Annotated in this window: 25 protein-coding genes; 12 read left to right on the plus strand and 13 right to left on the minus strand. The window is 42.7% G+C overall.

Annotation, left to right across the window (positions count from 1 at the left end; translation table 11 throughout):
- Positions 1–37: 37 nt before the first annotated feature.
- The 3 genes from IQ246_RS12720 to IQ246_RS12730 form a co-directional block, all read right to left on the minus strand.
- The gene (locus IQ246_RS12720; RefSeq protein WP_194003519.1) at positions 38–262 is read right to left on the minus strand and encodes a hypothetical protein; all 225 of its coding nucleotides are present in this window, start codon (positions 260–262) and stop codon (positions 38–40) included.
- A gap of 136 nt (positions 263–398) precedes the next feature.
- Complete coding sequence (locus tag IQ246_RS12725; RefSeq protein ID WP_194003521.1) at positions 399–806, minus strand: type II toxin-antitoxin system VapC family toxin; 408 nt, start codon at positions 804–806, stop codon at positions 399–401.
- Entirely contained in the window at positions 803–1,018 is a 216-nt protein-coding gene (locus IQ246_RS12730) for a DUF2811 domain-containing protein (protein ID WP_194003523.1), read from the minus strand. Before IQ246_RS12730 ends, IQ246_RS12725 begins: the two co-directional genes overlap by 4 nt.
- Before the next feature lie 471 nt (positions 1,019–1,489).
- Between IQ246_RS12730 and IQ246_RS12735 the strand changes: the two genes are divergently transcribed.
- Entirely contained in the window at positions 1,490–1,762 is a 273-nt protein-coding gene (locus IQ246_RS12735) for a hypothetical protein (RefSeq protein ID WP_194003525.1), read from the plus strand.
- Positions 1,759–2,124, plus strand: a complete 366-nt coding sequence (locus IQ246_RS12740; RefSeq protein WP_194003527.1) for a clan AA aspartic protease — start codon at positions 1,759–1,761, stop codon at positions 2,122–2,124. Before IQ246_RS12735 ends, IQ246_RS12740 begins: the two co-directional genes overlap by 4 nt.
- A 250-nt stretch (positions 2,125–2,374) precedes the next feature.
- On the opposite strand, the gene IQ246_RS12745 is transcribed toward IQ246_RS12740, so the two are convergent.
- Both IQ246_RS12745 and IQ246_RS12750 read right to left on the minus strand, forming a co-directional pair.
- Positions 2,375–2,620, minus strand: coding sequence for a hypothetical protein (locus IQ246_RS12745; RefSeq protein ID WP_244142013.1), 246 nt, complete (start codon positions 2,618–2,620; stop codon positions 2,375–2,377).
- Positions 2,607–3,395: an Rpn family recombination-promoting nuclease/putative transposase gene (locus IQ246_RS12750; RefSeq protein WP_194003529.1), complete on the minus strand. Its 789-nt coding sequence runs from the start codon at positions 3,393–3,395 to the stop codon at positions 2,607–2,609. Before IQ246_RS12750 ends, IQ246_RS12745 begins: the two co-directional genes overlap by 14 nt.
- Positions 3,396–3,665: 270 nt before the next feature.
- Here IQ246_RS12750 and IQ246_RS12755 point away from each other — a divergent pair, with 270 nt between their 5' ends.
- A complete protein-coding gene (locus IQ246_RS12755; RefSeq protein WP_194003531.1) occupies positions 3,666–5,099 on the plus strand; it encodes a BCD family MFS transporter in 1,434 nt (477 codons plus the stop codon).
- A gap of 135 nt (positions 5,100–5,234) precedes the next feature.
- On the opposite strand, the gene IQ246_RS12760 is transcribed toward IQ246_RS12755, so the two are convergent.
- A complete protein-coding gene (locus IQ246_RS12760; RefSeq protein ID WP_194003533.1) occupies positions 5,235–6,047 on the minus strand; it encodes a carbon-nitrogen hydrolase family protein in 813 nt (270 codons plus the stop codon).
- A 350-nt stretch (positions 6,048–6,397) separates the two neighbouring features.
- On the opposite strand from IQ246_RS12760, the gene IQ246_RS12765 reads away from it, so the two are divergent.
- Positions 6,398–6,991 carry a MarC family protein gene (locus IQ246_RS12765; RefSeq protein ID WP_194003535.1) on the plus strand — a complete coding sequence of 198 codons (594 nt, stop codon included), beginning with the start codon at positions 6,398–6,400 and terminating at the stop codon, positions 6,989–6,991.
- 153 nt (positions 6,992–7,144) lie between these two features.
- Here the strand turns inward: IQ246_RS12765 and IQ246_RS12770 are convergent, their stop codons facing one another.
- Complete coding sequence (locus tag IQ246_RS12770; RefSeq protein ID WP_208492141.1) at positions 7,145–7,357, minus strand: transposase; 213 nt, start codon at positions 7,355–7,357, stop codon at positions 7,145–7,147.
- Positions 7,320–7,694, minus strand: a complete 375-nt coding sequence (locus tag IQ246_RS12775) for a transposase (protein WP_194003539.1) — start codon at positions 7,692–7,694, stop codon at positions 7,320–7,322. The genes IQ246_RS12770 and IQ246_RS12775 overlap by 38 nt, the downstream gene beginning before the upstream one ends.
- 909 nt (positions 7,695–8,603) lie before the next feature.
- On the opposite strand from IQ246_RS12775, the gene galT reads away from it, so the two are divergent.
- The 3 genes from galT (at position 8,604) to IQ246_RS12790 (ending at position 11,814) form a co-directional block, all read left to right on the plus strand.
- Positions 8,604–9,719 carry a galactose-1-phosphate uridylyltransferase gene (galT, locus tag IQ246_RS12780; protein WP_194003541.1) on the plus strand — a complete coding sequence of 372 codons (1,116 nt, stop codon included), beginning with the start codon at positions 8,604–8,606 and terminating at the stop codon, positions 9,717–9,719.
- 157 nt (positions 9,720–9,876) lie between these two features.
- Complete coding sequence (locus IQ246_RS12785; protein WP_194003543.1) at positions 9,877–10,962, plus strand: D-alanine--D-alanine ligase family protein; 1,086 nt, start codon at positions 9,877–9,879, stop codon at positions 10,960–10,962.
- A gap of 201 nt (positions 10,963–11,163) precedes the next feature.
- Positions 11,164–11,814: a hypothetical protein gene (locus IQ246_RS12790; protein ID WP_194003545.1), complete on the plus strand. Its 651-nt coding sequence runs from the start codon at positions 11,164–11,166 to the stop codon at positions 11,812–11,814.
- 28 nt (positions 11,815–11,842) lie between these two features.
- Here IQ246_RS12790 and IQ246_RS12795 read toward each other — a convergent pair whose 3' ends face one another.
- On the minus strand, positions 11,843–11,980 hold the full coding sequence (locus IQ246_RS12795; protein ID WP_194003546.1) for a hypothetical protein: 138 nt from the start codon (positions 11,978–11,980) through the stop codon (positions 11,843–11,845).
- 1,038 nt (positions 11,981–13,018) lie between these two features.
- Here IQ246_RS12795 and IQ246_RS12800 point away from each other — a divergent pair.
- Complete coding sequence (locus tag IQ246_RS12800) at positions 13,019–13,372, plus strand: hypothetical protein (protein ID WP_244142014.1); 354 nt, start codon at positions 13,019–13,021, stop codon at positions 13,370–13,372.
- A 454-nt stretch (positions 13,373–13,826) separates the two neighbouring features.
- Here IQ246_RS12800 and IQ246_RS12805 read toward each other — a convergent pair whose 3' ends face one another.
- Positions 13,827–14,048: a hypothetical protein gene (locus IQ246_RS12805; RefSeq protein WP_194003580.1), complete on the minus strand. Its 222-nt coding sequence runs from the start codon at positions 14,046–14,048 to the stop codon at positions 13,827–13,829.
- Positions 14,049–14,078: 30 nt separating this feature from the next.
- Here IQ246_RS12805 and IQ246_RS12810 point away from each other — a divergent pair, with 30 nt between their 5' ends.
- Complete coding sequence (locus IQ246_RS12810; RefSeq protein ID WP_194003548.1) at positions 14,079–14,987, plus strand: DUF4351 domain-containing protein; 909 nt, start codon at positions 14,079–14,081, stop codon at positions 14,985–14,987.
- Between the two features lie 103 nt (positions 14,988–15,090).
- On the opposite strand, the gene IQ246_RS12815 is transcribed toward IQ246_RS12810, so the two are convergent.
- On the minus strand, positions 15,091–15,252 hold the full coding sequence (locus IQ246_RS12815) for a hypothetical protein (RefSeq protein WP_194003550.1): 162 nt from the start codon (positions 15,250–15,252) through the stop codon (positions 15,091–15,093).
- A 110-nt stretch (positions 15,253–15,362) separates the two neighbouring features.
- Between IQ246_RS12815 and IQ246_RS12820 the strand changes: the two genes are divergently transcribed.
- Complete coding sequence (locus IQ246_RS12820) at positions 15,363–16,616, plus strand: DUF4336 domain-containing protein (protein WP_194003552.1); 1,254 nt, start codon at positions 15,363–15,365, stop codon at positions 16,614–16,616.
- Between the two features lie 56 nt (positions 16,617–16,672).
- Here the strand turns inward: IQ246_RS12820 and IQ246_RS12825 are convergent, their stop codons facing one another.
- A complete protein-coding gene (locus tag IQ246_RS12825; protein WP_194003554.1) occupies positions 16,673–17,209 on the minus strand; it encodes a nucleotidyltransferase family protein in 537 nt (178 codons plus the stop codon).
- Positions 17,210–17,404: 195 nt separating this feature from the next.
- Here IQ246_RS12825 and IQ246_RS12830 point away from each other — a divergent pair, with 195 nt between their 5' ends.
- Complete coding sequence (locus IQ246_RS12830; protein WP_194003556.1) at positions 17,405–18,673, plus strand: plasmid pRiA4b ORF-3 family protein; 1,269 nt, start codon at positions 17,405–17,407, stop codon at positions 18,671–18,673.
- 350 nt (positions 18,674–19,023) lie between these two features.
- Positions 19,024–20,064 carry a glycosyl hydrolase gene (locus IQ246_RS12835; RefSeq protein WP_194003558.1) on the plus strand — a complete coding sequence of 347 codons (1,041 nt, stop codon included), beginning with the start codon at positions 19,024–19,026 and terminating at the stop codon, positions 20,062–20,064.
- 29 nt (positions 20,065–20,093) lie between these two features.
- Here the strand turns inward: IQ246_RS12835 and IQ246_RS12840 are convergent, their stop codons facing one another.
- Entirely contained in the window at positions 20,094–20,726 is a 633-nt protein-coding gene (locus tag IQ246_RS12840) for a GAF domain-containing protein (RefSeq protein WP_194003560.1), read from the minus strand.
- Positions 20,727–20,876 lie beyond the last annotated feature (150 nt).

Here is a 20,876-nt window from a genome sequence, read left to right on the forward strand (position 1 = left end):
AAATAGGATTGCTATAGTTAAGTGTATTTACTTGTATTTAGGAATTAGATGATTTATCCTGCTTAGCTTTTTTGATTAATTCCATGTAGACATTAATCTCACTAATTTCTACGTCATGCTCAACTCTGGTTACTTTCCATTTCTCCTTTTTTAAGTAAACTTCCTCTCCTACTCTGGGAATAAATTGGAGATCATAGAACTTTTTTAGAAAATCTTTTTGGTTTTCTTCCCATAATATTACTTTGACTTGTTCTTTACTCATTGCTTATGCCTTTTTGATCACTAGATGAAGGTAAGTAGTTTGATGACATACATACGGCAAGTTTATCTTACTAATTAAATGGAATAGCGTAGTTAAAACCACATTTTCACAATGTTTAAACTGACCTGTGTAATAATCACAAAGACCACAATTCCAGACTCTTGAACCAACTCAAATCTCTGTAATCCAATGTCCAAACACTAGCGTCATAAAGTTTAGCTACCGCTACAACAGAGGCATCCTCTAAAGTTCCTTGCCAGTCTGGTATTTGGCGAACCATGCTGAAAATCTCCTGAAACATTTCCATGTTCACTGGTACAGTCACTGTGTTCTCACTAATGACGCCTAGTGCAGTCATTGCAGCACGGCTCGATTGTTCTCGTAGCACAAACTTGTAAACTTCAAACAGCACAGGTAGAGGGGTTAGAACCTCACCAAACAACGCTGGTAACTTACTAAAACCCGCTTTGCATTCCTGATGGTAGTCATCTTGGAGAGAAACCAAGGCAATCAGGGGGCCTGCATCCAAAACGAGACGCTTCATCCTTGTATCAAATAGTCTTCATTAACTGAAGCATCTGTAGGAGCATTTTCCACGATTCCTGCTAGCGATAGTAGCCTTGAACCATTTTTGGGGCGTAACTTTTCCGCCAGTGCTGCCTGTACAACACTTGATGGGTTTTGCTCTGGATGATCTTTTAAGTATTGGTCAAGTTGTGTCCACAACTCATCAGGAATATATAGTGTGCGTTTCATTTGATCAGTCTTTCGAGGTACAACACTAGTTGTACTCTCATTGTATAGCTATAGCCATCAAGATTAGAACGTAGACTATGACAGTTATGGCAGAGGACAGGGCATAGGGGACTATTGACAAGCTTGAAAGTCTCTTGGTGTCCAGGTTGGATGATTAATTGATGTCCTAACTACCTTGGCGGCTGCTATAGTTGCTGGAGTGCGATCGCCTCGGGCGGGGCGTAGCCCATCGCTATTTTTTAGCTAGTTTCTGCTCAATGTTGCGATCGCCTATCTCCAATCGTAATAGGATGTAATTAGAATTTAACTTTAGGTCTACTACGAGCTCATGTTTTTGTAAAACCCATACAACCTTCCAAAAACGCGATCGCTCTCCCAATTCCTACAGAATAAAGTATTGCTCTCTAACCTCTGTAGCTTCTGCTCTACAATGAAGTGAAGAATCTAGCAGCTTAAACAGGGGATTTATTTATGTCCCACCCGACGCTCAGTAGCCAAGAAGTCGCCCGACGTGGAAAGGAACTTTATCAGAGAAGTATCCGTGCCAAAGTTGAGACACAAGAGAATATTGGCAAAATTATCTCGATTAATGTTGAAACAGGAGATTACGAAATCGGTGATGATTTAGTGGAGACGAGTCTTCGATTACGATCCAAGCAAACCGATGCAGCACTTTGGGGAGAAAGAATTGGTTTTGATGCCGTTTATGCAGTTGGTGGTACATTGCTCAGGACAGCACAGTGATACACGGGACTGTAGTTGGACTTCAGGCAAGAATGAGTGTGATTATTCTTCCCCCAGAACACTCAGGTGTAGAAATCGAATGTGTGATTGATACAGGTTTTGAAGGGTTCTTAACCTTGCCGCCTTCTGTCATTGCTGCTCTTGGCTTGCCGTACCTCATCAACATCAACGCAAACCTCGCTAACAATTCCAGTGTGGAAACCAATGTTTATTTGGCAACAGTTGTATGGAATGGTGTGGAGCGTAATATTGCAGCCCTAATGGGTCGTCGTCCACTCATTGGAACTGCCCTGCTTGAAAATTATCATCTCAGTATAGATTTTTGTGAGCGTGGTACGGTTCTGGTGGATGAAATTCTATAACCTTCGGCGAGAAGTGTGTAGTAGCGACGCAGCATAACAATTTTTCGGGGGAGCGAGTGTAGAAGTGCTATGCAAACTTTAGAGACTGGAGTTCCCTACTACCAAGTCTCAACTTCGATGAAGTCATGAGCATCTTAAATCTGCCACATTTTGGTGCGATCGCTCTGGAAACCATAAAAGGGCAATTGAGGATTTTAATCAAGCTCTCCTCATTTTGCAAAAATATGACAACAGACATAAAATGTCCATTCTATGTGTTGTGCTGTGCGGCAAGCTGGACAGCTTCTATATCAACATTGAGGTGTTGAGCAATCTGCTCCACACTCATCCCTGCTTTTAGTAACAGAGGCACGGTAAGTTTCAACATTTCAGTTTTCCGTTCTTCTCGTCCTTCTTTTCGACCTTCTTCTCGACCCTCGGCTTTCGCTTCCTGATAAACTCTTGTTTGCTCCAAAGTCAGTCCCAGCATAGCTTCAACTTCCTCATTGTGCGGCAAGGTGGACAGCTTCTATATCAACCTTGAGGTGTTGAGCAATCTGCTCCACACTCATCCCTGCTTTTAGTAACAGAGGCACGGTAAGTTTCAACATTTCAGCTTTCTGTTCTTCTCGACCCTCGGCTTTCGCTTCCTGATAAACCCTTGTTTGCTCCAAAGTCAGTCCTAACATAGCTTCAACTTCCTCTCTACTCAAGGTCGAAAATTTATAAACGGCGATTGTGGTGATGATGTCTAGTATTTCGTTTTTCGGCAGCGTGTCCGTTTCCTCTAATTTTACCCGCTCAATCAATTGCTTTGCTTGCTGTGCCATCACTTCATCCGATGCTAGAGTCAACTGCATCAAGTTGATGCCTATTGGTTGTTGATTAGTCGCGCCTAACTCATCTAAATAGATTCGCTGCACTTGGTCGCTGTTGAGAAATATTCGATGAGTTTTTTGATCCCTTGGTTCCAAAGAGCGTGATGAAAAAATTACCACACAGAACCAGTCATCATACTGAGAACGATTCCGGTTTAGGTACATCAGCGACTCGGTAAAGAACCGATGGTAAAGGGCTTCATCTCTTTGGAATTGAACTTCAGCAAAAAAGATCGCTCTGGATGTTGCATCCTCTGGAGGTAAAAACACACCATCCATGCGAAAAGCGGTTTCTTTGACTTCAACTGATTCAAATCGATAGTTTTGCCCTTGCAGAGGAGGATTATCAACCAGTTCAAAGAGTAGCCCAGGAAAACGCTTAAAAATTTGATAGTAAATTGAGTCTCGTTTCACTACTTCATCCTAAAATTCTCTTGTTATGCGTAGGCGTAGCCCGTCGTAGACATCGCAGATTACAACCAAGCCATAAAAATTAATCCTAACTTGGCTGAGGATTATGCTAATCGTGGTGTATAGTTGCCTGCTAAAGTAAGTGCGATCGCCTCTGGCGGGCGGAACGCCATCGCAACTTCCACTTTTCCTTCGCTGATTTCAAGCGGGTAGGGTTTATCTTTATTTAAAGAGAGAGAGATTAAATCCTATAAACCATACGAAAAAGTATCTATGGCAAGCGGTGAAGTATTTGATACCAAAACAAAATCCCTATCTGTGCCAAGGGTAAACCTGCTAACCATGTTCCGGCTGGGTTTATTTCAGATGGGACTGAGCATGATGTCTATCTTGACTCTGGGAGTACTTAACAGAGTCATGATTCAAGAAATAGCAATTCCAGCGACGCTGGTATCAGTAGTTCTAGCACTGCCTTTATTTGTTGCTCCTTCCCGTGTCTGGTTCGGCCAGATTTCCGATGCTAAGCCGTTATGGGGATACCACCGCACAGCTTATGTTTGGGTGGGCGCGGCAATATTTGCGATCGCAGCATTTTTAGCTGTACAAGTAATGTGGCAGATGAATCTTGCTGGAAATATTACAGGTAATTGGGTATGGACAACCCAAACAATCGCCTGGACAGCGCTTTTGGTTTTGGTTTTTGCTGTCTACGGCCTAGGAATTTGTGCTAGCGGTACTGCCTTTGCTGCTTTGTTGGTGGATATATCTGAAGAAGATAACCGTTCTAAAGTAGTCGGTGTGGTTTGGTCGATGCTAATGGTGGGGATTATTGTTGGGGCAATTATCAGTGCCAGCTTGCTAAAACAGTTAACGCCAGAAGCAACTGTAGAAACCTTGCAGCCAGCAATCAACCGATTGTTTACTATCGTCCCAGCAATTGTATTTGGTTTAGCGATCGCAGCGACATTCGGCGTAGAAAAAAAGTACTCTCAATACTTAACCCGTTCCACACTGGTGAACCGTGAAGACAGTATTACTTTAGGCAATGCTTGGAAAATTTTGACAGCTAGCCCACAAACAGGTTTGTTTTTCACCTTTTTATTGGTGATGACCATCAGCTTGTTTATGCAAGACCCAATTTTAGAACCTTATGCGGGTCAAGTGTTTAAAATGCCCTTAGCGGAAAGTACCAAATTAAATATTTTTTATGGAACGGGTTTGCTGATTGCCTACGGCGTTACTGGTTTTTACATTGTCCCGCGTTTGGGTAAGCGTAGAACTGCACGTCTAGGCTGTATGTTGGTAGCATTCTGTGCAATATTGCTAGGTATATCAGGATTCACAGCTAATGCAGGAGTTCTCAAATTAGGTTTGTTATTTTTCGGTTTAGCCGCAGGTTTCTTAACTACGGCAGCAATTAGCTTGATGTTGGATCTCACCGCAGCAGAAGCCGCAGGTACGTTTATTGGGGCATGGGGATTAGCGCAATCGCTCTCTAGAGGTGTGGCAGTGGTAATCGGAGGTACAGTGTTGGATATTGGACGCAAGTTTTTACCGAGTCTAGAGTTAGCTTATGGACTGGTATTTGTTCTAGAAGCCCTGGGAATGGTGGTGTCGATTTGGTTTCTGAATCGGGTGAACGTCACAGAATTTCAAACAAGTACAAAGCTTGCGATCGCTTCGGTTTTGGAAAGTGATTTAGATTGAATTTGGGCATGGGGTATGGGGTATGGGGCATTGGGCATTGGAAGTCCCTAAGGAGGAATTATTGAGCAGAACTCTCCCTTATCTCTGTTCTCTTTGTTATGTCCCCCACTCCCCCACTCCTCCACTGCCCAGTCCCTAAAATACTCGGTGTTGTAGGGAGGGCATTTGACGGCGGACTTGTTCGAGTCTGGTAGGTTTGATTTCAGCGATCGCAATTCCCGGTTGTTCGCCAGCATCGGCTAAAATTACGCCCCAAGGGTCGATAATCATGGCGTGTCCGTGGGTTTGGCGGCGGGCGTAGTTGGTGCCGGTTTGGGCAGCAGCAATGATGTAGCAGGTATTTTCAATGGCTCTTGCTTGTAGTAGTACTTGCCAGTGGTCTTTGCCTGTAAAGGCGGTGAAGGCGGCGGGAATAAATACGACATCGGCTCCTTTATCTGCTAGATGACGGTATAGTTCGGGGAAGCGGACATCGTAGCAAACAGAAAGTCCTAGATTACCCAGTGTTTCTGAAAAATAGACAGGAGGTAGTTGCTTACCAGCTAGGACGGTACTAGATTCTCGATAGGTGTTACCGTCGGGAACGTTGACATCAAATAGATGCACTTTGTAGTAGCGAGCAAGTTCTTGACCGTTGGGGTCAATGAGTATGGTAGTGTTATAAACTTTGCCTGTATTGTCTACAGGAATGGGAAAACTGCCGCCCAGGATAGTGATTTGAAAGCGCTGAGCCATTTTTTTGAGAAATCTTTCCGTTTCACCGGCGATCGCTTCGGCTTGGGCGAGTTTGTCTTTTTCTTCTCCCATAAAAGAAAAGTTTTCTGGTAAACTGACCAATTCAGCACCTTGACGCACGGCAAGATCTATTAATTCTTCTGCCTGGGCCAAATTTTTTTCGAGATTAGGCACACTGGTCAATTGAATAGCTGCGGCTAAATAAGACTTCATAGATTCAATAAGGAGCAGTCGATTTAAGCAAGATAGATTCTCAAAATATATCGCTAGTTCAACCCCACTGGGCTTAATTAGAAATGTCTAAACGTTGCTTTTCTTTAACAGTTATCAGTTATCTGTTAGCAGTTATCAGTTTTTCAGTAGCAAATTGAGTCGGCGACGAATCTAAGTGAGCGGTGTAGATGGGGGCTAAATTACCGCCGTAAATCTTGGTAAATGTTGACTGTTCAATGATTTAAGGGTTAGCTATCGTTATTACTCTATTTTAATATTCCTATGGATTCTGGAAAACTAAACCAGATTCAGATTAGGTTGTTATCAAACCCTGATAAAAGCTGTCTGCTGTGGATACCTCTATTCTGATTCAAACGTTTATTGCGGTGTTTGTTCTAGCAGATGCTGTGGGCAATATACCAATTGTTTTAATTTTGACTAAAGGCATGACACCAGAGGAAAGAAATAAAGTCATAGATAAAGCGATTATCGTCGCGATCGCAGTTCTATTACTTTTTGCCTTTACTGGTCAAATAATTTTGAATTATTTGGAAATCAGCATCGGGTCTTTGCGAGTAGCTGGAGGACTCTTGTTGCTGTTGATTGCTTTACAAATGCTCCGGGGAGAATTAGACACGCCCATTATTGAAGAAGGACGGGATGTAGCAATTACTCCACTGGCTTTGCCGCTGCTAGCGGGGCCAGGTACATTAACGACAGTGATGTTATTAATGTCGAAATCTCAAAGTCCGCATATTAGCGTGTTGGTCGGTATTGTGGGGGCTATGCTCGTCACATGGTTAATTTTGCGCTTCTGCAACTACATCGACAAGTGGATTGGTGCAGAAGGTGAGGTGATTATTACCCAGCTTTTGGGTTTTATATTGGCGGCGCTGGCGGTGGAAATTGGTAGTGTGGGGATTCGGGAGTTGTTTTTGCGGTAGTTAGCTGCGGTACTATCCCTCTCCTAAGAAACAGTATTTGCTTGGGGCTGAGGAATGAGTTCAAAACCTAAAGCTAGAGCCTTTTTTTTGAGGTTATTGATAACTCGTTCTTGGTAACGTTGCTCATAATAATCCATGCCAATATCTTGATAGTTACCTCCAGTTGTCCAAAGTCGATGTTTTGAGTTTTATCTTGTCCAGTAGAGGTAAAACTTGTTCTCTCTCATTACCGTTAGCGGGAGTAGTAGCGTTAGCTAAAGGCATACCATTACCCTCAGTCAGGGTGTGAATTAGAATACCTTTGCCTTTGCCACCATAAGCAACCTCTTCACCACCACCCTTTCCAGGGGGAAAAAGACCCGTCAACCGCGCCAAACTCCCAATTTATTAGGCCTTTTTCATCTGCGTAGGCGTAGCCCGCCGCAGGCATCGCTAAGACACGCGCCTGTAAATGTTCTAAAGTTCCGTCTTCACGCCACCGTTTTAACCATCTATGGGCGGAGCTTTTCGATGCCCATGAACCTATCCCACGTGGTAGGTCGCACCATCGACACCCAGTAATCAGAATGTACAACAGACTATTTAATACATGGCGGTATGGCGCATGAGGCATTCCTCTACCACGTTTGGATGGTTGCTGAGGAAATATGTCTTCAAACAACTTCCATTCCAGGTCATTCAATCCTTCAAAACGTCCAGCCATTAGGTGATCTACCCAACTCAAGCAAAAAGTAGATTACCACATTTTTACATTAGTGGGATAGGTTCAATTTAGTTGCTCTGTACCTGAATTAATTAATTCAAAATTACTGAGCTATTCTTCAATTTTGAATTTTGAATTTTGAATTGTTTCGGTCAATTTAAAATCCCCAAGCTACATCCCTTTATGGGTGCAGTCAATCTCAAATCTCAAATCCAAAATCCAAAATCGGATTGACTCTTGACCTGGGACAGCTTAAGCGCGAGTACATTTGATATGGACGCGCATCAGCTTATAAACACAGCTGTTTTATATTATCAGGACTTACGCAAGTGTCATATTTTTAACGCCAGAGGTTGTCCAGAGTCAAAGGTCAAAAGTCCAAAAAACCTTGATTCTTGACCCTTGATTCTTGACCCTTGACCCTTGACCCTTGACCCTTGACCCTTGACCCTTGACTCTTATACCAGAAGCCTTGTGTGCCAGTTGCGTAAGTCCTAATTATGTTAGGTGCGGGTTTGGCATAGCGAAAAACTAAATGTTTTCATAGTATTTTTGACAACTAACGCCGCAAAGATTATGATACTGTAGGCAAATGAGGGGTAGCACCCCTCATGGTATGAAATGGCTCAATTAACAGGGAATTTACCCTCTGTAACAGTGCAAACTTTCTAAGCTCAGCCTCAAAAAACTAAGATTGAAGGGTCAAACCCCGATGAGATCAAAGCTAGGTGTGTCATAATGTCACGAGCCAAAATAAGTCTTCAATGAAGAGTCTCTGAGAAGCCTACACTTACCTGTACTCAGGAGGTGTAGGTACGTCACTCAAGCTAACTGGTTGTTGCATACAGATCGTACGCCTCCAAGAAAAATTGAGGCTATCCGACCCATAACTCTCTGAGAAGAAGGATTATGTACTCCCACCAGCTTTTAAAGCCGGACGGTCGTCAACTAACCTTATACAGCCGATTTCCCATCGCCGAAACTATCATAGCCACTAGCCCCAGCAATCAACTAGTTGAGGCCAACTCCCATCTACGCTGGCATCCGTTGCGTGGCGAATGGGTAGCTTATGCGAGTTCTTATCAAGAGCATACTTTATTGTCGTCCTCAGAGTTTAACCTGCTCGCAACGTCCAACGGCTCGCAATTTGCTACTGAACTCCCCCCAGGTAGATATGATGTGGCAGTGTTTGATAACTACTTGCCCTTGATGACGCCATCAGCACACAATTCACCTACGTGCATAGTGGAAACGCTACCTGCAAATGGGGTGTGTGAGATTGTGGTTTTTACACAAAATCCTCAAGCATCTCTGAGTTCTCTGGAACTAGATCATCTGGATTTGCTGTTACAAGTATGGGGCGATCGCACCTCGATACTGGGAGCAAATCAGCAAATTCAGTACGTGCTACCGTTTGAAAACAAGAGTGCAGAAGTAGGTGTTACTTTGCACCAACCGTATGGAGAGATATATGCATATCCCTTTATACCCCCTATTCCTGCACGGATGCTGGAAATGCAGAGACGATTTTACCAGGAACATCAGCGGGGTTTGCTGGTAGATTTGATTCAAAAAGAGATTGCACAAAGAAAGCGGATTATTTATCAGGATGAGTATGCGATCGCTTTTGTTCCAGTGTGCGCTCGTTACCCGTATGAAGTCTGGATTGCGCCAATTCAGCCAGTAGCTACCTTGTTTGAACTAACTCCAAAACAACGCTGGGGACTTGCTAAAGCCTTCAAAACTGTTACCCTCAAGTATGACGGTTTGCTTGATCGCGCATTTCCCTACTCAATGACTTGGTTTCAAGCACCAACTGACGGGAAAATACATCCCGAAGCGCATTTACACGCCGAGTTTTATTCAACTGCTCGAACTCTATCCAGATCTAAACTTGCAGGGGGAATATTTATCAATAACGCGTTACCAGAGGAGAAAGCAAAGGATTTACAGGCTGTAGTTGTGAATATAGAACCAACTACAGAACAACGTAAATTTAGTCCACAGTTGAATGGTTCCCGGTGATTGGAACCTGGCAATAATACTTCACTCCGCAAGTACTTAGATTATGAAAAGCCCTCATAGCAAGCTTTTCGGAGTGTGTATTAATTACGAATTACGAATTACGAATTACGAATTAGTATGATACGCTATCTGCTTGAGGAATGTAGAGGTACTAAAGATGACTAAGCTGCGCGTGGGGTTACTATTTGGTGGTCGTTCGGGAGAGCATGAAGTCTCGATAAGCTCAGCACGGGCGATCGCTAAAGCCTTGAGTGCAGAGCAAAATGCTGACAAGTACGAAATACTGCCTTTCTACATCCAAAAAGATGGACGTTGGCTGGTGGGGGAAGCGCCACAAAAAGTTCTAGAAAGTGGCATCCCGCTACTAGAATCCCAGGAAGAATCAACATCTGAGGAACATCTTTCGTCCCTTAGCCAATGGCAATATCCTTCTGAAGTTGCACAAGTGGATGTGTGGTTTCCCATTCTCCACGGCCCCAACGGTGAAGACGGTACAATTCAGGGGTTACTTACTCTGATGCAAATCCCCTTTGTTGGTTCTGGGGTGCTAGGTTCCGCAATGGGTATGGATAAAATTGCCATGAAAATGGCGTTTGAGCAAGCGGGACTATCACAGGTGAAATACAAGGCGTTAACTAGAGCACAAGTTTGGTCTAATCCTTGCATATTTCCTAAACTATGTGATGAAATCGAAGCAACATTGAGCTATCCCTGTTTTGTCAAGCCTGCTAATTTGGGTTCATCCGTAGGTATTGCCAAAGTGCGATCGCGCCAAGAATTAGAAGCAGCATTAGATAAAGCTGCTGGTTATGACCGCCGATTAATTGTAGAAGCTGGTGTCGTAGCTAGGGAAATTGAGTGTGCAGTTTTAGGAAACGATCAACCTAAAGCCTCTATCGTAGGTGAAATTACGTACAATAGCGATTTTTATGATTACGAAACGAAGTATACTGAAGGTAGAGCAGATTTACTGATACCTGCATCGTTACCAGATGCGATCGTCCGTCAAATTCAAGACATGGCTTTGCAAGCCTTTGCTGCTGTTGACGCTGCTGGATTGGCAAGAGTAGACTTTTTCTACGTGGAAGCAACAGGCGAAATATTAATTAACGAAATCAATACTTTACCTGGCTTCACGGCGACGAGTATGTATCCCCAACTCTGGGCGCATAGTGGCATCTCCTTTCCAGAATTAGTTGATCAGTTGATTCAACTTGCTCTTGAAAGACATTCTATTGGTTAGCTAATAGAATCAGCGAATTGGTTTTTAGAGAATTACAGCAAAAAGTAACAAAAAGTACAGATTTTTAGCAAAAAACAGTCAGATTTAGTAGCCTTTGTGTTACAAAAAAGCTACTTGAATCCAAAATTTTGTTACGGATACCTGATGCTTGGCTCCTCTATTACAATCAGGGACTAGAGGGGTACAAATCTGAAAGTAATCATGGAAAATAGTCAGAGTGTACAGTACGAGCTAACCCAACTAATAGGGGACACTCCAGAACTGACAAACAGTGAATCGAGACTACTCAAAAACTCTAATGTTCTGATATATCTGGTTGCACATCATCCTTGGCTATTGTTAACTGGGTTATTAGCCATGTTTTTAGGAGGTGGTGCCTTTGCCATATACAGCCTGGGTCATGTTGGGCGTCTGGCACAGGAAGAACCAGAACAAATCCCAGCTGTAGTTGAAAAACCACTCAAAACGCCCTCTGAGAATAGCAACTCTACACCTTTATGGATAGTAGTTGCGATCGCCCTCAGCTGTGGTAGTGGTTGCTTGATAATTTTCCGGATACTCAATCGGCCAAAGCAACCGCAAAAAGTCCAAAAACATATTAACCGCTATGAGGCACACTTGGCACAGAGCCATTACCCAAGGTTGGAACCACGTCTTCCCAGGAATCCACCAGTTTTTGTGCCACAGCAACAACTGACACCCGTTATGCCGATAGCACCTAAAACAAAACACTTGGTAACGGTTCTCCCACCAGAGCACAAGCACCGCCTAGATACGCGCACAGAATCTTTGGCAGACTTAATGGATCTTCGCAAAGAAAGTTCGTTGTCTGCAATTTTACACAAGTATTAATACTACTGTAAAATACAAACCTGTTAAATTAATACTTTTTACCAACAAGGGCACGACTATACCGTGCCCTTACTTGTGGTGTTTTGAATAAGTCTCTTCCCAATGCCCAATGCCCAATGCCCAATGCCCAATGCCCAATGCCCAATGCCCAATGCCCAATCCCCAATGCCCAATCCCCAATCCCTTTTACAAACCTGCCAAAATGGCAACCAGTTTCTGATTTACCTGGTTAAATTGTAGAAGATAAACGACTTCAAGGGTATTGTTATCAGGGTCTACCACGTAATCAAATTTGTTTTGCCAGACAGTATCTACTAAGTTATTTACACAAATAGGAAAGCTATCTATTTCAATAATTTGCAGACTATTTATCTAAGCAAATAAATATTAATAATCAAGTTTGACATTTGCTGCAACAGGAAGATTAAGTGTGTATAGATGTTGTTTTTGAAGTACGCGTTAGCCCCCTAAATAACGAGCAACTTCTGTACACAGTCCTGTTCACTCCAGTGGCAAATGGTAGAGTGGGAGTCTGAAAGCTAACTGATATGCTTCCTCCCACTCTTTTTTATTAGGAACAAGATGAAAAACTCCACGCCACTTGCGGGATGGAGTTTTTGGGCATGGGGAACTTGGGGCCCCCTCTGGGGATAAGGGGCAATAGGGAGTGAGGCATAGGAAAGAAGCTACCAATGCCCTCCAATCGTAATTGCTGCCCAGAAACCAGAACTAATTGTCAATCCGGTTAGAGGCGATCGCATGACCATCTTGCAATCCTGACTTTTCACGGGATGTGGAAAGTCAGCGTTAAGATGGGTATTTCAATGTTTCCAAGGAATTCATCTTTTGATTTTAAATGGACTTGTGTGTACACCGTAGGTACACGCCGGAGGGGGAAGCGGTGGCGGTGGCCCAGATAATGAGGCGGTTTCGGTGCAGAAGTGAATACTGCTCACTATGTCAACTACCTGCATATATAATTACAAATATAAATTTGTTATCAAGCAACTAGCATAGTATTAAATGTTTAAATGATGGTTATTAACTGTCTCAACTGTCCTTGCATTCTCCTAAAAATCGTGGCACAGTTAGAACCATAACGTATTGGGATTATTCAATAGTCTAGTGATTTACGCCGTGCTGTACTAGTTACTGAAGAACCAACACTATTTAATGGTCGGGAAAACAACAGAAAAAAAATAACGTGTCTTCTCCTGTTATAGATTTCCGTATTAGCAAATCCTCTAGCCCAAATGTGGATGAAACTCGTATCACAGACCTGATACCCAAAACTGCTATTCCTTACCCAGAACTTACGGCTGGTACATATAACTTTAATCCAGTTCTACCTGACCAATTTGACCCATTGATCAATAATGCCTTCAACCCACCAATCACAGTAGAAGTTGCCAATCAACAAGTCCCGGCCGGAGTCATTTTTGATGTAATTGCTACAGGTAATGGCTTAGGCCAAACACCTAACTCACTGAAACTCACAACTGCTTTAACAAAAGTAGCGCCTCCTAATGCTAATGGGTGTTATCAGATTGTGCAGTAAGCAGTATCAACTTAGTCAGGCATTTTTAGCCATAGGAATCTTATTTAGGGCTTGCTGAATAAGTCTCTCAAGCAAATGTAGAAGCCACACAGCTTACAAAATACTTGTTTCATCGCTCAGTTTCAGAATTTACCCAGCGATCGCTAACGATTGTGCAAGGGTTTTGAGACTTTAGATGTTATGACCTTGCACTTGTTTGTTGGAAAAAGGCTTAAAATCCTTATCTAGTCTATATTACAATTCTATTCAGCAAGCCCTATTTAATTTTTGAAAAAACCGTATAACTATTGAAGCGGAAGTGGCTGATTCAATCAGACCCGCTTCAGTAGCTATTAATGAGCAGCGCACTGTATGGCAATTTCTGTCATCCTTACCAATTGAGGATCGTCGGCGGTAATCTCCTCTCCCTTCACTAAACGCTTGAGAAGATCATGCAAACCTAAATTAAACCGCGCTAACCACCGCTTAGTTTTATCTTAGTGGCGTTGGTTTCCTTGTAGCCGAATGGGGGACGAGGGGCAACCCAGATGTGGAACGGAACTTTGGGACGATAGCGCCATAATTGTTGAGAATATTCTGTAGCAAATTGTAATACAGGATGAAATACACCGAATACGGCTTCAATTTGAGATGTAATTATTATGGCTGTAAATACAGATAGAATATTATTAATCACTTCAAATCAATTTCAAAAAAAACAAATTGAATGACTCGATTTGTACATGATGAATTTGCCAAGGATTATCTAGAAGAACTGTTAAAACCTTATGGGGAAGTAAAATCATCATCAAAAATCTCAGGAGAGATCAAAGAAATTGATGTGTTATTTACTCCTTCAGCACAGCAAACTTCTAATCTAGAATTGTTAGGGTTACTAGGAAGATTTGCAGAATTTCCGGCAATATTAGAACCCTTTCGCAATGCAGCTTCTGGTGATGAAATCTGTGATTGTATTCAAAAGTTATTAGAAGTAAAATCTGGATTGCGACGAGATGCTAAAGCAAATAAAACCAAACTCCAGGATTCAAATATTCCTAAACTATGGGTTCTGACTCCAACTGCATCCCCAGCATTACTATCGAGCTTTAATGTTAATCAGAAATCGGAGTGGCTACCAGGGATATACTTTTTAGGTGATGCTCTACGGACAGCAATTGTTGCTATTCATCAACTACTGCAAATACCGGAAACGTTGTGGCTAAGAATACTGGGTAGAGGAAGCACACAGTCACAAGCAATTATTGAGTTGCAAGCTTTACCATCAAATCACCCATACAAGCAAGTGACGCTAGAATTGGTTTACAACCTACGCGAAAATTTAAGAATCAACCAAAATTTAGAATTAGATGACACAGAGTTAATTATGAGATTAGAACCACTTTATCAGCAAGACCGTGAAAGAGCCAAACAAGAAGGAAAAAAAGAAGGAAAAGAAGAAGGACAACAGGATTTAATTATACGTCAACTAAATCGTCGTTTTGGTGAAATTGATGCATCGTTGATTGAACAAGTTCGAGGATTATCTATTGAGCAATTGTCTACTTTAGGAGAGGCGTTATTAGATTTTTCTGTAGTGGCGGATTTAGAAGTTTGGATGAACCAGCAAGCCGGATAATAACGCAACCTACACCGCCATCAGCCAATCTGACTTTTCACGGGATGTGAAAAGTCAGTCTTGCAATCAAGTCATGATGGTGGGGGGTATCAAAGATTCGTTTTCAGGACTTACGCAAAATACCTCTCAAACTCTCATTTCTCTGTGCTGCGCCAGTTGCTACAACGGGGCGAACCCCCGCAACGCACTGGCTTCTCTGTGCCTCTGCGGTTTGATTCTTCCGTAACTTGTGCGTAAATCCTGGTTTTGACAGAGGAACCGCCATAAGTGCTCTCGTGAAACAATTAAGGGGCAATAATAAAAATATGAATTTCTCTTGATGCAAATATTAGAAAAGCTAATTTTCTTGTAAAGAAGTACGAAGTGGGTAGAACAATGAACGCTCAGGGACGTAAGTCAGGGGTACAAACCCAGGGACAATGGATGCATCAGAGTAGTAATCCAAAAGATTGGTCATGGAAATTCTGGCCCGCTGTACCACTTTACCCATATAGCAAGCGTCGGACATTGTGTCGAGAAATAGTTAAAGATACTATCTGGACATTTGATCAGCTTCACGGCATTCTCTACACAATCGTGCCGATTCGGATGACTGTAGTCAAACTAGAAATAGGTGGTCTTTTGGTCTATGCACCGGTTGCTCCAACCCTAGAGTGTGTGCGCTTGGTTAACGAGTTGGTGATCAAGCACGGTGACGTTAAGTATATTATTCTGCCAACTAGCTCTGGATTGGAACATAAGGTATTCGTTGGCCCTTTTGCCAGACACTTTTCCCAAGCGCAAGTTTTCGTTGCGCCGCACCAGTGGAGCTTCCCGCTAAACCTGCCACTGCATTGGCTTGGCTTTCCCCAAGAACGCACCCAGGTGCTTCCAGAGAATAAAAGCCTTGCTCCCTTTATTGATGAGTTCGACTATGAAGTGCTGGACATCAACCTGGGACGGGGAGCTTTTACAGAGGTTGCTTTTTTGCATAAGCGATCGCACACTCTACTAGTAACTGATTCTGTACTGTCTGTACCAGAAGATCCGCCTGAGATCACCCAATTCGACCCTTACCCATTGTTATTTCACGCTAGAGACAATGCCTTGGAGATTATTGAGGACAGTCAAGCAAATCGCCGCAAGGGATGGCAACGCATCTCACTGTTTGCCATTTACTTTTGTCCAAGTGCCTTGGAAATAACTAAACCGGGGCAAATGTTCAGCGATGCGCTCAAAGCGCCACAGCACTCACTAAAAGCATACTTCGGGTTATTTCCATTTCGATGGCAAGATAACTGGAAGCAGTCATTCGATGCTCTACGGGGAGACGGGCGTCCATTTGTAGCACCGATTCTGCAAATCCTCATTCTTCCGCAAGCACCGAGACAAGTACTCAATTGGGCTGATAATATTGCTAAGTGGGATTTTCAGCAGATTATTTCTTGTCATTTTGACTCGGTAACTGAGGCGAGTCCGCGTCAATTTCGACAGGCATTCACTTTCCTCGAAAAGCAACCCTCGATGAGTGAGGACTCATCTGGAAGCACAATTCAGCCGCTGTTAGAGAAAGACTTGAAATTCATCAGGGAACTAGAGGCGGATCTGGTTAGGCGAGGCATTGCGACGCCAGTCAAGGAGAAAGTTTGATGCTCCCCCACTTCAGAAGTTTGGAGATGAATAATGGTTTGAATTGAATTTATCTCTTATGCCAAACGCAGATAAGGACACTTTTGCAAAAACCCAGATGCTTTATTGTGAGCATCTAGGTTATGAGTGTGTGTTGGTGTAGGTCTAATAATGCCACCGAAGAGATCATCCAACCCATAGGGTGTAAAAAATTGCCATTGTCCTTGTGTATCTAGTCGAACTCCTACAGCAGTAGCGGTGTGCAGCCAATCTGTGATGCCATCTTCTGTACTTGTGTAGGCTCTGTAACCAAGACGCCAACGCGCAAAGCTGGCTTGATTTTTCACATCAAACTGCTCATTCTGAAATCGTTTTGTTAAAGTTGCCTTTGCGGCTAGTTCTTGGGAACGGTTTCCCTCAATATCAAAGAATGCAATATCAAAATCTTTGATACCTAATGCACATTCATTGCCAAAGATTGAATGCCAAACTGTATTGCGGACTGCACCCCCTGCTAACCACCAGTTCGGCAAGTTAAGTTGAGCGATCGCAGGTAATACTGCACCAATAATTGTATCAGCTAAGATCGTCTGTAGGCGAGTGTTACTATTCATATCAAATTCCTGGGATTGTCAAGTAGAAGGTGAAAATATTATCATTCATATTTCACAAAGCTTACGGTGTTTTTAGTACTACTGTGATCCCTGATGGGTCGATGTTTATCAGGACAAATTCTGTAGTCATAGTATAAAGAGAACAAGGTTGCACGCAAGGATCAATTGTGAATTTAAAATTGAAAATTTTTATTTATGGAAGACTTATTTGCGCGGCTAGAACGCACACTAAATCCTCAACTGCCTTCCCTAACAGAGTCACAAAAACAACTATTGCAAGAACTCAGCATCAATGAAAATCAACCCGGTACAATTGGGCACGATTTTCAAACACTGATAGATTTCTTGCAACCAAATGGGGTAGAAGTTAGTAGTGTTAATAATCTTTTACCATTAAAAGTATTATCAGAAATTAATTCTCAGTTAAGTCACCCAATTGAAAATAAACTCAAACGTCCTGTACAAAAATCATATCCCTACATTAATGGACTCTATTTGTTATTACGCAGTTCTGGGATAGCTCAAATTAGATCCCAAGGAAAGAAGCAGATTTTAGTATTAGACGAAACCACCTTGAAATCATGGTTAAGCCTTAACCCAACAGAACGCTATTTCAACCTAATAGAGGCCTGGTTGATTTGGGGAAATAGCGAAATTTTAGGTGAACACCAAGACTCATTCGGTAATTTATTTAGGTGCATTCAGTTTTGGACTCGCATCCCAGATAAAGGTTTAAAATTTGCTAAATATGAAGAGCAACAAAATATTAGTTATTACCCTAGTCTTCATAATGTTGCCCTGTTAGAGTTATTCGGATTGCTATCTATCAAACAAGGAAAACCACAAGAAGGCAAAGGTTGGCGCATTGCCAGTTTACAACGCTTGCCTTTTGGTGACGCTCTTTTGCACTTCCTATTTCCGATTGGTATCCGAGGGGAGTTACAGGATGATGTCGATGTGACTTTTGGAAAATTGCAGTCATATCTACAAGCATTTTTTCCAGAGTGGAAGCATAATTTATGTGTGTCAAAGCAAGGCTTCACAGATGGTATTTATATTTTTAAAGTATCAGTTTCCCGTTCTTGGCGACGCATTGCTATACCAGCGCAAAAACCATTAAGCTGGTTAGCCGAGACGATTCTTGATGCTTTTGACTTTGATTATGACCATCTGTATGAGTTTAGTTATAAAGACCGTTTTGGCCGCACAATCAAGATTTGTCATCCATACCTGGAAACACCACCATTCGCAGATCAAGTGCAAATTGGTGACTTGCCTTTAGAACCTGGTACTAGAATGACCTATCTTTATGATTTTGGTGATAACTGGGAATTTGATGTGCAATTAGAAGCAATTAATCCACCGGATAAAAAAATTAAAAAAGCCAAGATTTTGGAAATTCATGGAAATGCACCTCAGCAGTATTGGAGTGAGAATAATGAATTGAATGAAAACGAGGAGTAGTCAACTGCCCCATCCCCAAGGGGATGGGACTTGTAATTGGTTGAGGCTTACATCCCCCATACAAACGTCCTTATACCAAATATGGTGTTGCTTAAAGTTAATAAATAAGGCTTTATTGTTTACCAATAATACATTACTTAATTTTGACGCATATATCCAAATCTTTGTCAAAAAAACTATCTAAGGATTTGTGTAAAAATAACCTGAACAATTGTTGTGTGAAAGCTAGATTTAGCAAGCTATTCCAAATAAATTTTGTACAACTTATTTTTACATGATGCCTTAAGGATTGTTGAAGTCAATCAGAAAAACGTAACTTAAAGTTATTAGTTATCAAAGTTTGAGATAGAATGCAAATCAATCAACCCGGCTTAGTATTGGCACCTAGTTCAGAAGGCTGGTGGGACTCCGAGCGAGTTTCCGCACCGCAGGTTCTGCGGTGTTCCGATGGATGGAAGATGTGGTACTACGGTCGGGACGCTTCTTTTGATCGGCAAATCAACTTGCCTACTGGTCGCTGTGGTTTAGCTATTTCCGCTGACGGTGTTCATTGGGAACGGGTGAAGGGTTCCCTAACTATGGGAGCTATCTTTGAGCCTCACCCGGAAGCCAATCGATTTGACTCAGCCCATGTCGGTGTCAGTAATGTACACTTCTGTGATGGTCTTTACTGGATGTGGTACTTCGGTGGTGATCATACTGTTGTCGATGTGGGAAAGTTTCAAGCTAAAGGAGTGCAGATGCGCCCCGGCTGTGCCGTCTCACGTGACGGCATCAACTGGGTGCGTCTTGAAGGCCCTTATCGGGGGGCCTTCCTTGATTTGGGCAAAACAGGGGAATTTGATGCACTTTTCTGCGGGTGGCCGCAAGTACTACCTGATGATGATGGAACTTGGAAGCTGTATTATCACACCTTGAACCCAGACAGAGGATTTCTAGTAGGCTTAGCGGTATCCAGCGATGGCTTGGGCTGGGAAAAAGTTGGTCAAATCCTCGGGCCGGGCACACTTGGAAGCTTTGATGAGCGGGGCATTGGTACTCGCCATGTACTGAAGATAAACGGCCAATACGTGATGTTCTACGAAGGTGTTAACAGCAGTGGTTATCACTCCATCGGTGTAGCCGTTTCTGACGATGGCATTCATTGGCAAAAAGATCAAGGTGAGCAAGCCAATGGTTCCGTATTTTGCCATGCTCAACAGGGTTCTGGTCGCTGGGACGCACGGGCAGTAGGTACGCCTTGTGTAGTGCCAATGGATGATGGGAGTTTCCGTATGTACTACATTGGCGCTAACGAAGGTGGCTATGATGAGCTATCGTCAAAGCACCAGATTGGTTTAGCAGTGAGTTCAGGAGCTAATTTTCGTCAGTGGTATCGCTGGGGGGAATAAACGCAAGTTTGACACTTTTACTCAATGGCTTAAAAACTTAACCTTAAGCTGTTACACCACAGGGACATAATTAAATTAGTCTTTAACTCAGCCGTATTTTGGACATTGAAGCGACACCCTGCTGAGTTGTCCAGCTTTTGCAGTTTCAAAAGTTCTATATCTGCTAGCTTCAATCTGAGGCGATGAGTAACTAGTTGTAGTTGCTGCACATCGCGCTCGGTAAACTGGTGAGACTGGAACGTGCCAACGTGCAAAACCCCGGTCACTCCCTGCTTGACGGGCAACGGAACACCGACGAGCGATCGCAAACCCTTTTGGCGCAAAATGGGACTGATGATTTCTACCTTTGATAAGTCATTAACTATCATTGGTTCATTGCTGGCGGCAATGCGACCAGCAATACCTTGCCCAACAGGAATTTGAATATTTTCTACGATTTCCTCCTTAAGTCCGATGGTGGCATACACGAATAGATTCTGTTTGTCTGTAGTCGGTAGTAGAAGCGTGACAGTATCTACAGACATATAGTCTCTCAGCCAATCTAACAGCTTTTTGATGGAAGCAATAAGCTTATTTTCTGTATTGTCTGGCCCATTACCTACAAAGACATTCCAGCCCTTGTAGGACTTTGGTAATCCAGTGTGATCTCCCCAAAATACCATTACTTAACTCCAGGAACTACAAAAAAACAGGTAAGGTGTTTATATTTCCGCAAATTATAGCTTTATATCAGAAGTTGGTGTTGCCAATTAAGTTGAAAGGTGTATATATGACCTGGAATGGAATGACAGATGTTTATTAGCGATCGCAAT

Source organism: aff. Roholtiella sp. LEGE 12411 (assembly GCF_015206995.1).
Classification (GTDB): Bacteria; Cyanobacteriota; Cyanobacteriia; order Cyanobacteriales; family Nostocaceae; genus Komarekiella.